The organism is Streptomyces sp. NPDC059201, assembly GCF_042754585.1.
GTDB lineage: Bacteria > Actinomycetota > Actinomycetes > Streptomycetales > Streptomycetaceae > Streptomyces.
Window position 1 is genome coordinate 1,128,896 of sequence record NZ_JBHZBB010000001.1, and the last position, 13,159, is coordinate 1,142,054.

The following is a 13,159-nucleotide window of genomic DNA, read 5'->3' on the forward strand; positions in this document are numbered from 1 at the left end:
GTGGGGCGGTGGGCGTGGTCATCGGTCCTCGGTCGGGCGCGGTCGGTCGGAGAGCGGCGCTCACTATAGGCGCGACCGAAGGTGACCGTCCGGATGTTCCCCGTGACCGCAACTATCAGGCCAGTGATAGAATTTGAACTACCGTCAGGTAACGGAGGGCGACCTGACACGCTCACGAGGACAGGGTTGACGGCCCGCCGCCCACCCGCCAGCCTGACCCCTTTCCGCCGGCGCGCACTCACGACGGGAGCAGGTACATGACGGGCGGCCCCGTACTCGCCGTCGACCAAGGCACCTCCGGCACGAAGGCACTCGTCGTGTGCCCGGACCGCGGGATCCTGGGCACCGGCACGGCGCCGGTACGGCCCCGCTATCTGCCGGGCGGCAGAGTCGAGGTCGGCCCCTCCGAGCTGTACGGCTCCGTGGTCGCGGCGGGCCGCGCGGCGCTCGCCGACGCGGGCGTCCCGGTGGTCGCGGTGGGCCTCGCGAACCAGGGCGAGACGGTCCTCGCGTGGGACCCCGCCACCGGCGCCCCGCTCACGGACGCGCTGGTCTGGCAGGACCGGAGGGCGTCCGAAATCTGCGCAGAACTAGCCCCCCACCACGCAGAGTTGAGGGAACTCACCGGGATCCCGGTCGATCCCTACTTCGCCGCGCCCAAGATGGCTTGGATCCGTCGGCACGCGACCGGCGCCGGGGTGGTGACGACGAGCGACGCGTGGCTGGTGCACCGGCTGACGGGCGCGTTCGTCACGGACGTGGCCACCGCGGGCCGTACGGGCGTCCTCGACCCGGCGGCCGTCGCCTGGTCGGCACCGGCCCTCGACCTCTACGGCCTCGGAGGTGAGCGCCTCCCCCGGATCGTCGACTGCGACGAACCGGTCGGCACCACGACGGCGTTCGGAGCGCGACTGCCGCTGACCGGGCTCGTCGTCGACCAGCAGGCCGCCCTCCTCGCCCAGAGCGCCACCGCGCCGGGCGCCGCCAAGTGCACGTACGGCACGGGGGCGTTCCTCCTCGCCCGCACCGGCCCCGTCCCATCCCGCCCCACGACGGGCCTCGTCGGCTGCGTGGCGTGGCGGCTGCGGGGACGTACCGAGCACTGCCTCGACGGACAGGTGTACACGGTCGCGTCCGCCGTCCGCTGGCTCACGGACCTCGGCGTCCTCACCGGCGCGCGCGACCTGGACGCGGTCGGCGGCTCGGTACCCGACACCGGCGGCGTCACCTTCGTGCCCGCACTCGCGGGCCTGGCCGCCCCCTGGTGGCGGGGAGAAGCACGCGGCACCCTCACCGGCCTGGGCCTCGACACGACCCGCGGCCACCTGGTGCGGGCCCTGGTGGAAGGCATCGCCGCACAGGTCGTAGAAGTAGCCGAAGCGGCCGCCACCGACCGAGGCACCCCCCTGGACGCCCTCCGCACCGACGGCGGCCTGACCCGCTCGACCCTCCTCATGCAAACCCAGGCCGACCTCCTCCAACTACCCGTAGAGGTCTCCCCCCACCCCGACGCCACAGCCCTGGGCACCGCCACCCTGGCCCACCTCGGCCACAACCCGAGCCTCACCGTCCCGGAGGCCGTACCGCCATGGAAGCCCTCCGCCGTCTACGAGCCCGCCATCTCGGCGGACGAGGCGGCGGACCGGCTGGGGCGGTTCCGGGAGGAGGTGCGGGTGCTGTTGGCGCGGCGCGGGGTGGGGAGTGCGGGTGGTACGGACTCCGGGGGCGGCCCTCAGGGGTCGGCGTGAGGGTCAGTCGGCGGGGGTCGTTGCCGGGCGCTGGGTATGACGTGGTCGTCGTGGGGGCCGGGGTGGTGGGGTGTGCGATCGCGCGTGCCCTGGCGCGGTATCGGCTGCGGGTGGCGATGGTCGAGGCGGGGGACGACGTCGGGGAGGGCACTTCCAAGGCCAATACCGGGATCCTTCACACCGGATTCGACGCCGGCCCGGGCACTCTGGAGGCGGGGCTGGTCCGGGCGGGGCACCGGCTGCTGTCCGGCTACGCCGCTGAAGTCGGTATTCCCGTCGAGCCGGTCGGCGCGCTCCTCGTCGCCTGGGACGAGGAGCAGCTGGCCGCGCTGCCCGGACTCGCCACCAAGGCGGCCCGTAACGGGCACCACGCCACCCGGATCGTCGACGCGGCCGAACTCCGCCACCGCGAGCCCCACCTCGGCGGCGGGGCGCTCGGTGCGCTGGCCGTGCCGGGCGAGTCGCTGATCTGCCCGTGGTCCACCACCCTCGCCTACGCCACGCAGGCGCTGCTGAACGGCGTCGACCTGCTGCTCGGCTGCCAGGTCACGGCCGTGGCGGCCGGCGGCCCCGGCGCGCCCCACCGGCTGACCACCACGCGCGGGCCGCTCACCGCCCGGTTCCTCGTCAACGCCTGCGGGCTCCACGCCGACCGCTTCGACGCGCTGCTCGGCGTCCGGGACTTCACGGTCACGCCCCGCCGGGGACAGCTGCTCGTCTACGACAAGTTCGCCCGCGCGCTCGTGCGGCACATCCTGCTGCCCGTCCCCGGCCCCCTCGGCAAGGGGGTTCTCGTCGCGCCCACCGTGTACGGGAACGTCCTGCTCGGCCCCACCGCCGAGGACCTCGACGACCGGACCGCGACCGGCACCACCGCCGAGGGCCTCGCCGGGCTGCGGGCGCAGGGCGCCCGGATCGTGCCCGCGCTCGTGGAGGAGGAGGTGACGGCCGCGTACGCGGGGCTGCGGGCCGCCACCGGCCAGGAGGACTACCGGTGCGCCGCCCACCCGGCGCTGCGGTACGTCACGGTCGGCGGGATCCGCTCCACCGGCCTGTCCGCCTCCCTCGCCCTCGCCGAACACGTCCTCGGCCTGCTCTCCGAGTGCGGACTGCGGACCGGCCCGGAGCGGCCCCTCGCCCCGGTCCGGATGCCGAACCTCGGCGAGGCGTTCCCGCGCCCCTACCGGGACGCGGCCGCCGTCGCCCGCGACCCCGAACTCGGGACGGTCGTCTGCCATTGCGAACACGTCACCCGCGGCGAACTGCGCGCCGCGCTCACCTCGCCCGTCCCGCCCGCCGCCCTGGACGGCCTGCGCCGCCGCACCCGTGCCGGGGCCGGCCGCTGCCAGGGCAGCCACTGCCGGCCGGCGCTGCGCGCCCTGTTCGAGGAGTACGGGAAGGGGGCCGGGGCGCGGTGAACCGGGGGCCACGGGAGGAACGGGCGGCCCGCGCCGTCGACGTGCTGGTCGTCGGCGCGGGCCCGGCGGGGCTGGCGGCTGCGGCACGGCTCGCGGCGGCGGGCGCCGGACGGGTCGAGATCCTGGAGCGGGAGCCGAACGCGGGCGGCCTGCCGCGCCTCTGCGCCCACCCCGGGTTCGGCGCGGACCCGCGAGGCCGGGCCCTGGACGGCCAGGGCTACGCCCGACGGGCGGTGCGCGCGGCGCGCCGGGCCGGGGCCGTCCTGCGTACCGGCGTGTCGGTCACCGGCTGGGCGGCCCCGCTCGCCCTGGAGACGACCGCCCCGACCGGCCTCGCCACGATCGAGGCACGGGCGATCGTCCTGACCACAGGCGCCCGCGAACGCGCCCGCCCGGCGCGCCTCCTCCCGGGCACCCGCCCCCAGGGCATCCTGACCACCGGCGAACTCCTCCGAACGGTGTCCCTTTTCGGCCACCGCCCGGAACCCATCGGCCGACGCGCCGTCGTCGTCGGCGCCGGCCCCCTGGCCGAACACGCCGTCAGGCTGCTCCGCCACGCGGGCGTCGCGGTAGCCGCCGTGCTCTGCGAGGGCCCCCGCGCGGCGATCGGCGGCGACCTGCGCGTCCCGGTCCTCACGCACACGGTGGTGACGGAACTGACCGGCCGGGGCCGACTCGCCGGGGTGACGATCCGGAGAACGGACGGGGCGACAGACGGGCCGACAGGCCGCGCGCGGGCCCGGACGCTGGCCTGCGACACGCTCGTACTGACCGGTGACTGGATCCCTGAACACGAGCTGGCCCGTGCGGGCGGACTGCCTCTCGACCCCGTCACCCGGGGGCCGCTGGTGGACGCGGCGTTGCGGACCGGTGTACCCGGGGTCTTCGCGGCGGGGGGTCTGCTGCGCGGCGGCGTCCCTGCGGTGCGGGCCGCCGCCGAGGGGCGGGCGGTGGCCGGGGCCGTACTGGCGCACCTCGTCGGAGGGGACTCGTCACCGGGGCTGGTGGGGGCTGCGGAGGTTTGACCGAGGCGGGGGGCGGCCCGCCGGGCTTTCTCCCCCTGCGGGCCGTCCCCGCCTCCGTCAGACTGACGCCATGGCGGCTTCACGGAGTGCGGGGGTGCTGGTCTTCCGGCGTGTCGGGGGTGGCGGGATCGAGGTGCTGATCGGGCACATGGGCGGGCCGTTCTGGGCGCGGCGGGAGGAGGGCGCGTGGTCGGTGCCCAAGGGGGAGTACGGGGCTGACGAGGCGCCGGAGGACGCGGCGCGGCGGGAGTTCCTGGAGGAGCTGGGGGTGCCGGTGCCGGACGGCGAGTGGTTCGGGCTCGGGGAGGTGCGGCAGGCAGGCGGAAAGACCGTCACCGTGTGGGCGGTGGAAGGCGACCTCGATCCGGCGGCGGTCGTGCCGGGTACGTTCACCATGGAGTGGCCGCCCCGTTCGGGCGTCCAGGCGGAGTTCCCGGAGCTGGACCGAGTGGGCTGGCACACGCCGGAGGAAGCCGCTCCGCTGCTGGTCAAGGGGCAGCGGGAGTTCCTGGAGCGGCTTGTCACGCGGGTGCGCGGGCGGGCCTGAGGGCCATTGTCAGACCCGTGCGAGAGGGTGGGGTGCGTCAAGCCGTCGAGAGGGAGCCCGACATGACCACCATCACCGCCACCGAGCGCGCCGCGGCCCAGGCGTACCTGCGCCTCCTCGAATCCACCCAGGCCGTGCTGACGGATCCGTCCCTCGCCCCGTACGCGGGCGTGATGCTGACGAACCCCATGGCGGAGGCCGACGAGGCCCTGCGCGCGGCGGGCCTCGCCGGGAACGAGGACCGGCTGCTGCGCCTCGTCTCCACCCTGCGCACCTCCCCCGCGTCACCCGCCGGCGCGCCGGCCGGCCGTCCGGCGGACCGGGGCCGGCGCGCCTGACCGGCGCGGGCGGTGCCGTCAGCTCGCCGGACGGCCGAGCCGGACCGGGAGGGCGCGGACGCTGTTGCCGACGAAGCCGGAGTGGCGGGTGAGTCCGTCCTCGGGGACGGCGACGTCGAGCCCGGGAAAACGGGTGAAGAGCGCTTCGAGCGCGACGGCCGCCTCCATACGGGCGAGCGGGGCGCCCAGGCAGTAGTGGGGGCCGTGACCCAGGGACAGATGCTTGGCCGTCACCGTCCGCGCGAGGTCGAAGCGGTCGGCGTCCGGGCCGTGCGCGTCGGTGTCGCGGCCCGCCGCCGAGTAGCCGGCGAGGACGGGGGTGCCCCGGGGGATCAGGGTGCCGCCGACCGTCAGATCGCGGGTGGGGTAGCGGAACGGGAAGTAGCTGACGGGGCTGTCCCAGCGCAGAGTCTCCTCCACGACGTCGGCCCAGGTCGCCCGGCCCTCCAGGACGAGGGCGAGCTGCTCGCGGTGGGCGCACAGGGCGCGGACGGCGTTGGTGACGAGGTTGAGGGTGGTCTCGTGACCCGCGATGATCATGAGCAGCAGGGTGCCGATGAGCTCCTGCTGGGAGAGCCGGTCGCCGCCCTCGTCGCGGGCGGCGATCAGGGCGCTGGTGAGGTCGTCGCCGGGCGCCGCCGCCTTGGCCGCGGCGATGGCGCCGAGCAGTTCGACGAGCTCCCGGTTGGCGGCGACGGCCTGCGCGGGCTCGGTGTCGGTGGCCACGACGAGGCTGGAGAGGTGGTGCAGCCGGTCGTGGTGGGCGGGGTCGACGCCGAAGAGTTCACCGATGACGCCGAGCGGGAGCGGGAGGGCGTAGTGACGCCGCAGGTCGACGACACCGTCCCCGCGTCCGCCACCCTCATCCGCCGCCTTCTCGAGCCCGTCGAGCAGACCCCTCGTCAGCGCCTCCACGCGCGGGCGCAGCTCCTCGACGCGGCGGGCGGTGAAGGCGCTGCTGACGAGGGCGCGCAGGCGGCGGTGGTCGGCGCCGTCGGCGGTGGTCATGCCGGGGACGGTGGCGAAGGTGCGCAGCGGCCAGCCCTCGGGGATGCGGCCCTCGGCGAGCGCGGTGAAGTGCTGGGGTCCCTTGGCGACGTCGGGGTCGGCGAGGAAGTCCCGCAGGGCGTCGTGGCCGAGGACGACCATGCCCTCGATGTCGCCGGGCAGCAGCACCGGGGCGACGGCTCCCCGCGCGCGCAGGCGCGCGTTGACGGCGTGCGGGCAGACGCCGGCCGGGTCGAGGCGGTACGGCTCCGGCGCCGGGGCGCGGTCGTCGGCGGCTCCGGGGTGTGCGTCCATGTCCACTCCTGACGACGTGCGGGACCACCGGCCGGGAGGCCGGACGGCAGCCCGCATCCTAGGCTCAACGTGCCTGCACTTACACCTAGTTGCCGCCCACCGGCACCCCACACCCACGAGGGCCGGGGCACCTCTTCACCCGCCTGGCGGAGCGGCACGGCATCCACGACCACCCGCCCGGCCGCACGACGCGCCGCTGGGTGTCGCGTTCTGTAGGCCGGGTGGCGCACTCCGCCCTGCGCGGCCCGCACCTGCTTCCTACGGTGGCTGAATGATCGTCACGTCAGCCCTTCGCCATGCCGCCGCGGGCTCCGCCGCGATGCTGCTCGTGCTCTCCGCCCCCGTGCTCTCCGGCCCCGTGGCCACCGCCGCGACCCCGCCCCGCGCCCCGGCGGCCGCCCCGGTCCTCGGGCCGGGATCCGTCGGCGAACCGACGCCTCCCGCGCGGCGGTTCGTGGACCGGGCGCGGCTCGACAGGGCGGGGACGCAGGTGCAGCCGCTGGCCGGCGCGCCGGAGCTGCCGACGCCCTCGGCGCTGTCCTGGGTGGTGGCCGACGCCGGGACGGGCGAGGTGCTCGCGGCCCGCGCGGCGCACCGCAAGCTGCCGCCCGCCAGCACGCTGAAGGCGCTGTTCGCGCTGACGGCGCTCCCGCACCACGAGGCGTCCGCGCGGCACACGGTGGCCGACGAGGAGCTGACGGGGATCGGCGAGGGCAGCAGCCTGGTCGGGGTGAAGGAGGGGTACACGTACCGGGTCTCCGACCTGTGGAACGGCGTCTTCCTCAGTTCGGGCAACGACGCCGTGCACGTCCTCGCGTCGATGAGCGGCGGCTGGGAGTCGATGGCCCGCCAGATGCAGGAGAAGGCCCGGTCGCTGGGCGCCCTGGACACGCACGTCGTCTCCCCGGACGGGTACGACGCGCCGGGCCAGGTGTCGTCCGCGTACGACCTGGCGGTCTTCGGCCGGGCGGGCGTCCACGATCCGGAGTTCACCCGCTACTGCTCGACGGCGTACGCGGACTTCCCGGCGGGCTCGTGGTCGTACGGCATCGCGAACACCAACCGTCTCCTCACCGGCGCGGACGGCGTGGGCCGCTACCCGGGGCTCATCGGGATCAAGAACGGCTATACGAGCAACGCGGGCAACACCCTCGTGGCCGCCGCCCGCCGGGGTGACCGGACGCTGGTCGTGTCGGTGATGAACCCGCAGTCGGGCGGCGGTCTCGCCGTGTACGAGGAGGCGCGCTCCCTCCTCGACTGGGGCTTCGAGGCGGCGGGCAAGGTCCAGCCGGTCGGCTCACTGCTCCCCCCGAAGTCCCCTCAGGACGAACGGACGGACGCCCGCGCCGTCTCCGTACGCGGCGGCGCCGGCGCACCAGCCGCCGCCCTGGGCGCCTCGGCCTCCCACCCCGCCCCCGGGGAACCCGCCGGCGCGCCCCGCTCGGTAACGCTCCCCCTGTCCCTCGTGGCCTCCGCCTGCGCGGCGGCCCTCGCCCTCTGGGCCTGGCGACGCCGCGCACCCCGCCTCTGACCCACCGGAGCACGGCCCCCGAGGACCGCCCCACGCCGACGGCCCCGGCCGGACGTTCAGTCCGTCGCGGGGGCCGTCGGCGTGTGCGCGCGGCGGTGGGCGGCCACCCGCTCCCGGGTGGCGCACCGGCGGGAGCAGTAGCGGCGCTCGGGCCCGCTGCCGTGGGCGACGAACACGTCCCCGCAGGTCGCGGCGGCGCAGGTCCGGCCGGGCGGGGCCTGCCGGTCCCAGAGCAGGACGGTGAGGGCCAGGCTTCCGGAGGCGAGGAGCCACGGCGTCCAGGGCGCGTCGTCGTCGACGTCCGTGTGGGGATGCCAGGGGGCGGTGCCGCCGTGCGAGGTGAGGCGGAGAGGGCCGGTGTGGGCGGCGAGCAGGGTGTTGAGGAGAGCAGCGGCCTCGTCGGCGGAGCGGGCGGCGAAGACCTCCCTCAGGTGCACGGCCGCGGCCCGCATCCCCGTGACGTCCTCGGCGGTCACGGCGACCGGCGCGGGTTCGCCGTGCGCGAGGAGTACGGCGGCGATCTCCTTGGGCCCGGCCGCCGGGTCGACCAGGGCGTTGACGAGGGCGGCGGTGCGCAGGGCCATGGCGAGGGTGGAGTGCCGGGTGGACCGGTCGGGGAGGACGGGCATCGCCCGAATGTAACGCATATTGCGAGACTTTGAGTTACGTCGGTACGTTCGGGCGCCATGCGCAGCCGAAGCGGAAGCCCTCGCCGTCCGTCCGTCGCCGGTCATCTGGCGGGGGCGCTCGCGGCCCGGACCGGTGACGAGATGTCCGGCCCCGCCCTGGCGCTCGCCGGCTTCGCCGTAGCCGGATCGACGTCCGAGGCCGCCGCACTCCTCGCGTGCGTCACGGTCGCCGCGGCGGTGGGCGGCCCGGCCCTGGGGACGCTCCTCGACCGGTCACGACGGCCGGGACGCCTCCTGGCGGCCGCCCTCCTCCTCTACGCGACGGGGCTCGGAGCAATCCTGCTCGGCCTCGGCAGGCTGCCGTTCGGCGTGACGGCGCTGCTCGCGGTGGTCACGGGCCTGGTGGGCCCGGCACTCTCAGGCGGCTGGACCGCACAGCTGCCGCGGCTCGCGCCCGCTGACCGGATGCCGCGCCTCCACGCCCTCGACGCGCTCACCTTCTCCCTCGCGGCACTCGCCGGCCCGGCGCTCGCGGGAAGCGCCGCACTCCTCCTCGGCACGCCGACGGCGGTCGCCCTCGCGGCGGCCCTGGTAGCGACGGCCGCACCCGTCGCCTGGACGCTGCCCCCGGCCGACCCAGAGGACGGAACCTCAAAAAGAGCGGCCACGGACGGGGCGTGGGCGGTGTTCGGACGACGGCCGTTGCTGCGCGCAACCCTCACCTCGGTAGGCTGCGCGGCCGGACAGGGCATGGTCGCCGCCTGCGTCCCGGCGCTCGGAGCGCGAACGCTGGGCGGTTCCGGCCAGGGGGCCCTGCTGCTCTCCGTCACGGCGGCATCCGCGCTGCTGGCGACCGCACTGCACGCCCGACTCCCGCGATTGGCGCCGCCAGGGACGATCCTCTGGTGCGGGGCCCTGGTGCAGGCGGGCGCGTGGACGCTGGCCACCACGGCCGGCCCGGTCGCCCTGACGGTGGCGTTCGCGGCGGCAGGAGCCGCGGAAGGCCCGCAACTCACCGCCCTGTTCACCGTCCGGCACAACGAGACACCCCGACAACTGCGAAACCACGTCTTCACCACCGGAGCCAGCCTGAAAATCACCAGCTTCGCACTGGGCGCAGCGGCAGCGGGTCAGGTAGCGACCCGCTCCCTCCCCTCAGCCCTACTGCTAGCGGCGGCGGCCTGCGCGGCCTCGGCACTCCCCTACGCGGGGGCGCGGACCCGCCGGCCAGCCACGGGCGGGGCCGCAGGAACGACGTAGCGCCCGGCGGCGCAAGCACCTCGGCGGTGGCGCGGCCGACGGCGACCCGGTCCCTCCCGGCGGCGCTGCTGCTCGCGGCGGCGGTGCGCCCCCCGCGTCGGTACGCCCCTACGCGGGGGGCGGCTAGCGCTCGGCGGCGCGAAGCGCCTCGGCGGTGGCGGGGCCGGTGGCGACCCGGTCCGTCCCCTCGGCGCTGCTCCTCGCGGCAGCGGCGTCCGCCGCGTCGGCACGCCCATACGCAGGGCTGTCGCGGCGCACACGCGCGGGCGTGTGCGCCTATGCCGGGGTGCGGGGCCGCCACCCGGTCACGGGTGGACCGCAGGGGCGCCGTAGCGCTCGGCGGCGCAGAGCACCTCGGACCTGGCGGGCCGGTGGCGACCCGCTCCCTCCCCTCGGAGCTGCTCCTCACGGCAGCGGCGTGCGCCGCGTCGGCATGCCCCTACGCGGGAGTGCGTCGGAGGGCCTCGGCGGTGGCAGAGCCGGTAGCGACCCGGTCGCTCCCGGCGGCGCTGGCGCTCACGGCAGCGGCGTGCGCGGCCTCGGCGCTCCCCCTACGCGCCGGGCCGTGGGGCCCACGCGCGCGTGCGGCCCTACGCCGGGGTGCGGGGCCGGCGGTCGGCCACAGATGGGGCCGGAGGGACGACGTAGCGCTCGGCGGCACGGAGCGCCTCGGCCGTGGTGCGGCCGGTGGCGACCCGGTCCGTCCCCTCGGCTCTGCTGCTCGCGGCTGCGGCTTGCGCCGCGTCGGCACTCCCCTACACGGGGCCGCGGGCCCCCACCCGCGCCTGCGAGGCCCCACGCCGGGAGTGCGCGGCCGCCAGCCAGTCACGGGTCGGATCGGAGGGCTACGTAGCGTTCGGCAGTGCGGAGCGCCTCTGTCGTGGCGGGGCCCGTCGCGACCCGCTCCCTCCACTGGTCCCGCTTGCTCGCGGCAGCGATGTGCGCCGCGTCAGCACTCCCCTACGCCCCGCCGCAGGCCCCCACGCGCGCGTGCACGCCCCTACGCCGGCGTGCGGGGTCGCCGGTCCGGTACGGGTGGGGTGGGTGGGGCTATGTAGCGTTCGGCGGCTTGGAGGGCTTCGGGGGTGGAGCGGACGCCCATGAGGACGCAGAGGGTGTAGGCGGTGTCTTCGAAGCGGCGGCGGACGGAGAGGTCGCAGGGGCCGGCGAGGACGCTCTGTTCCTGGGCGCGGTAGTGCCGGAGGAGCCGTTCGACGGTGTTCCGGTCGGGCAGCAGCATGGGTTCCTCCGTGATGGCCCCTGTCTCGTGCGTCGCTCCATGGTGCTCGCGACCGGCCACGCGCGCGACCCGCACGCTCACGCTCCGTAATGCTCCCATGGTCGACGTGCGCGGGTCGCCCGATGGGCGGAGGGTCGAAGACATGAACCCGAGTACGCGACTGAGGGTGGTCGTCACCGGCGCCACCGGCAACGTGGGCACCAGCGTGGTGCGGGCACTGAGGCGCGAGCCGGGAGTCGGTTCCGTGCTCGGGCTGGCCCGCCGCAGGCCCGGGCTCGACCTCCCGGGCGTCGAGTGGGACACCGTCGACCTGTCCCTGGACGGCGACGGGCCCCGGCTCGCCCAGCACATGGCCGACGCCGACGCCGTCGTGCACCTCGCGTGGCGCTTCGGCCCGACGCACGACCCCGTGACGACCTGGAACACCAACGTGCTGGGCGCCCTGCGGGTCTGCGACGCGGTCGCGGCGGCGCGCGTGCCCGCGCTGGTCGTCGCCTCCTCGGTCGGGGCCTACTCCCCCGGCCCGGAGAGCGGCGCGCCCGTCTCCGAGGCGTGGCCCACGCACGGCTGGCCGGGCGCGGCCTACAGCCAGGAGAAGGCGTACCTGGAACGGGTCCTGGACACCTTCGAGCGCGACCACCCCCAGACCCGGGTGGTACGCATGCGGCCCGCGTTCCTGTTCAAGGAGGAGGCGGCGAGCGAGCAGCGGCGGCTCTTCGCGGGCCGGTTCGTGCCCGGCCGGATGGTCCGCCCCGACCTGCTGCCGCTGCTTCCGGAACCGGCGGGCCTGCGCTTCCAGGTCCTGCACACCGACGACGCCGCCGACGCCTACGTCCGTGCGGTGCTGCGGGACGTGCGGGGCGCGTTCAACCTGGCGGCCGAGCCGGTGGTGGACGCGGCGCTGCTCGGCGAGATGTTCGGGGCCCGGCCGGTGAAGGTCCCGGCGGGCGCCGTGCGGGGCGCCCTCGCGGCGGCCTGGCACCTGCGCCTCGCGCCCGCCTCGCCCGGCCTCTTCGACCTCCTGCGCCACCTCCCCGTGATGTCCACGGACCGGGCGCGCCAGGAGCTCGACTGGCAGCCGGAGGCCACCTCCGTGGAGGCCCTGGAGGCGTTCCTGCGCGGTGTCCGCTCCGGCGCGGGCGACGACACGGCCCCCCTGGCGGGCCGCCGCGCCGCCGCCTGAGCCCCGATCGGCCGCCCCCTACCCTCCCCCCTCACCGACCGCCACCCGCCGCGCCCCAGTCGACGATCCGGATCGCCGCGCCGGCCGCCTCCCGGCCCCGGCAGTGGGCGCGGTGGCGGCGCAGGACGGCCTCCACGTCGAGGTGGCGGGCGAACGCCGGGTGCGCGGCGAGCCTCTGGGCGTACGCCCAGAGCGCGCGGTGACCGGCGACGCGGTGCAGGGCGGCGGCGTCCAGGTGCCAGCGGTGCACGGTGTCCAGCTGGACGAGGGCGCCCCAGACGTGCACGTCGGCGAGGGTCGGGGCGTGCCCGAGGACGTACGGGTGCGTGGTGAGCCGGGCGTCGAGGCCGCCGAGCGCGGCGAAGAGCGTGCCGAGGGCCTCCTCCGCCTCCCGCCGCGCGCCGGCCTCCGGGTCGAGGCCGAGCTCCCCGGCGCGCTGCGCCGCCCGGTGGACGCCGTCCGCGCAGAGCGCGGCGAGCGCGGCGATCTCCTCACGGTGCTCCTCCGGCAGGAGGTCCGGCCCGTCGCCCCGGAAGCGGAGGGCGAGGTCGCGGAGGATGTCGGGGACGTGCGTGCTGACGATCCGTCCGGTCCAGACGTCACCGAGGACGGGCGCGGCGGCCGGGCCGGTGTAGAGGTGGGCGCTGGCCTCGTAGAGGGGGCGCAGCACGGTGTACGAGCCGTCCGGGGTGTCGGGCACCTCGGGGAGGAGCCGCAGCGGCAGCGCCTCGTCGAGGCCGAGGAGTCCGTGGGTGACGGCGATGCTCAGACAGTCGGGGTCGGCCGGGGCGACGTGGAGGCGGTAGCGGTGCGGCACGGCGTAGTGGCCGCTGTCGGCGGAGCGGCCGATCCGGCCGCGGAACGCGGGCACGGCGGAGGCGGGCAGCAGCGAGGACGGGACGACGACGGGCATGGTGCTCCCAGGGTTTGCTCGGTGC

At 76.3% G+C, this 13,159-nt stretch carries 12 protein-coding genes; 8 read left to right on the plus strand and 4 right to left on the minus strand.

The annotated features are described in order from the left end of the window. The first annotated feature begins 257 nt into the window (after positions 1-257). The 5 genes from ACFXMG_RS05000 to ACFXMG_RS05020 all read left to right on the plus strand — a co-directional run bounded on the left by ACFXMG_RS05000 (position 258) and on the right by ACFXMG_RS05020 (position 5,076). Positions 258-1,748 carry an FGGY family carbohydrate kinase gene (locus ACFXMG_RS05000; protein ID WP_383819160.1) on the plus strand — a complete coding sequence of 497 codons (1,491 nt, stop codon included), beginning with the start codon at positions 258-260 and terminating at the stop codon, positions 1,746-1,748. Beyond that, entirely contained in the window at positions 1,745-3,166 is a 1,422-nt protein-coding gene (locus tag ACFXMG_RS05005) for an FAD-dependent oxidoreductase (protein ID WP_383819158.1), read from the plus strand. The genes ACFXMG_RS05000 and ACFXMG_RS05005 overlap by 4 nt, the downstream gene beginning before the upstream one ends. Continuing rightward, entirely contained in the window at positions 3,163-4,191 is a 1,029-nt protein-coding gene (locus ACFXMG_RS05010; RefSeq protein ID WP_383819157.1) for an FAD-dependent oxidoreductase, read from the plus strand. The genes ACFXMG_RS05005 and ACFXMG_RS05010 overlap by 4 nt, the downstream gene beginning before the upstream one ends. A gap of 70 nt (positions 4,192-4,261) precedes the next feature. Continuing rightward, positions 4,262-4,738, plus strand: a complete 477-nt coding sequence (locus ACFXMG_RS05015; RefSeq protein ID WP_383819155.1) for an NUDIX domain-containing protein — start codon at positions 4,262-4,264, stop codon at positions 4,736-4,738. 62 nt (positions 4,739-4,800) lie between these two features. Then, on the plus strand, positions 4,801-5,076 hold the full coding sequence (locus ACFXMG_RS05020) for a hypothetical protein (protein WP_383819153.1): 276 nt from the start codon (positions 4,801-4,803) through the stop codon (positions 5,074-5,076). A gap of 18 nt (positions 5,077-5,094) precedes the next feature. Here ACFXMG_RS05020 and ACFXMG_RS05025 read toward each other — a convergent pair whose 3' ends face one another. After that, entirely contained in the window at positions 5,095-6,378 is a 1,284-nt protein-coding gene (locus tag ACFXMG_RS05025) for a cytochrome P450 (RefSeq protein WP_383819151.1), read from the minus strand. Between the two features lie 271 nt (positions 6,379-6,649). Between ACFXMG_RS05025 and ACFXMG_RS05030 the strand changes: the two genes are divergently transcribed. Further along, positions 6,650-7,909 (plus strand): D-alanyl-D-alanine carboxypeptidase family protein, encoded by a 1,260-nt coding sequence (locus ACFXMG_RS05030; protein ID WP_383819150.1) that lies wholly within the window; start codon positions 6,650-6,652, stop codon positions 7,907-7,909. 56 nt (positions 7,910-7,965) lie between these two features. On the opposite strand, the gene ACFXMG_RS05035 is transcribed toward ACFXMG_RS05030, so the two are convergent. Beyond that, positions 7,966-8,538 carry a CGNR zinc finger domain-containing protein gene (locus ACFXMG_RS05035; RefSeq protein ID WP_383819148.1) on the minus strand — a complete coding sequence of 191 codons (573 nt, stop codon included), beginning with the start codon at positions 8,536-8,538 and terminating at the stop codon, positions 7,966-7,968. Positions 8,539-8,595: 57 nt separating this feature from the next. On the opposite strand from ACFXMG_RS05035, the gene ACFXMG_RS05040 reads away from it, so the two are divergent. Further along, complete coding sequence (locus tag ACFXMG_RS05040; RefSeq protein ID WP_383819146.1) at positions 8,596-9,798, plus strand: MFS transporter; 1,203 nt, start codon at positions 8,596-8,598, stop codon at positions 9,796-9,798. 1,000 nt (positions 9,799-10,798) lie between these two features. Here ACFXMG_RS05040 and ACFXMG_RS05045 read toward each other — a convergent pair. Beyond that, complete coding sequence (locus ACFXMG_RS05045; protein WP_383819144.1) at positions 10,799-11,038, minus strand: DUF5133 domain-containing protein; 240 nt, start codon at positions 11,036-11,038, stop codon at positions 10,799-10,801. 142 nt (positions 11,039-11,180) lie between these two features. Between ACFXMG_RS05045 and ACFXMG_RS05050 the strand changes: the two genes are divergently transcribed. Then, a complete protein-coding gene (locus tag ACFXMG_RS05050) occupies positions 11,181-12,221 on the plus strand; it encodes an NAD-dependent epimerase/dehydratase family protein (RefSeq protein ID WP_383819143.1) in 1,041 nt (346 codons plus the stop codon). Between the two features lie 31 nt (positions 12,222-12,252). Here the strand turns inward: ACFXMG_RS05050 and ACFXMG_RS05055 are convergent, their stop codons facing one another. After that, positions 12,253-13,134: a glutathione S-transferase C-terminal domain-containing protein gene (locus ACFXMG_RS05055; RefSeq protein WP_383819141.1), complete on the minus strand. Its 882-nt coding sequence runs from the start codon at positions 13,132-13,134 to the stop codon at positions 12,253-12,255. Positions 13,135-13,159 lie beyond the last annotated feature (25 nt).

Excerpts from the sequence above, each read along its gene's own strand:
- ACFXMG_RS05000 (WP_383819160.1), top strand. The coding sequence starts at position 258 with ATGACGGGCGGCCCCGTACTCGCCGTCGACCAAGGCACCTCCGGCACG.
- ACFXMG_RS05025 (WP_383819151.1), bottom strand. The coding sequence starts at position 6,378 with ATGGACGCACACCCCGGAGCCGCCGACGACCGCGCCCCGGCGCCGGAG.
- ACFXMG_RS05040 (WP_383819146.1), top strand. The coding sequence starts at position 8,596 with ATGCGCAGCCGAAGCGGAAGCCCTCGCCGTCCGTCCGTCGCCGGTCAT.
- ACFXMG_RS05030 (WP_383819150.1), top strand. The coding sequence starts at position 6,650 with ATGATCGTCACGTCAGCCCTTCGCCATGCCGCCGCGGGCTCCGCCGCG.
- ACFXMG_RS05020 (WP_383819153.1), top strand. The coding sequence starts at position 4,801 with ATGACCACCATCACCGCCACCGAGCGCGCCGCGGCCCAGGCGTACCTG.
- ACFXMG_RS05015 (WP_383819155.1), top strand. The coding sequence starts at position 4,262 with ATGGCGGCTTCACGGAGTGCGGGGGTGCTGGTCTTCCGGCGTGTCGGG.
- ACFXMG_RS05050 (WP_383819143.1), top strand. The coding sequence starts at position 11,181 with ATGAACCCGAGTACGCGACTGAGGGTGGTCGTCACCGGCGCCACCGGC.
- ACFXMG_RS05035 (WP_383819148.1), bottom strand. The coding sequence starts at position 8,538 with ATGCCCGTCCTCCCCGACCGGTCCACCCGGCACTCCACCCTCGCCATG.
- ACFXMG_RS05045 (WP_383819144.1), bottom strand. The coding sequence starts at position 11,038 with ATGCTGCTGCCCGACCGGAACACCGTCGAACGGCTCCTCCGGCACTAC.
- ACFXMG_RS05055 (WP_383819141.1), bottom strand. The coding sequence starts at position 13,134 with ATGCCCGTCGTCGTCCCGTCCTCGCTGCTGCCCGCCTCCGCCGTGCCC.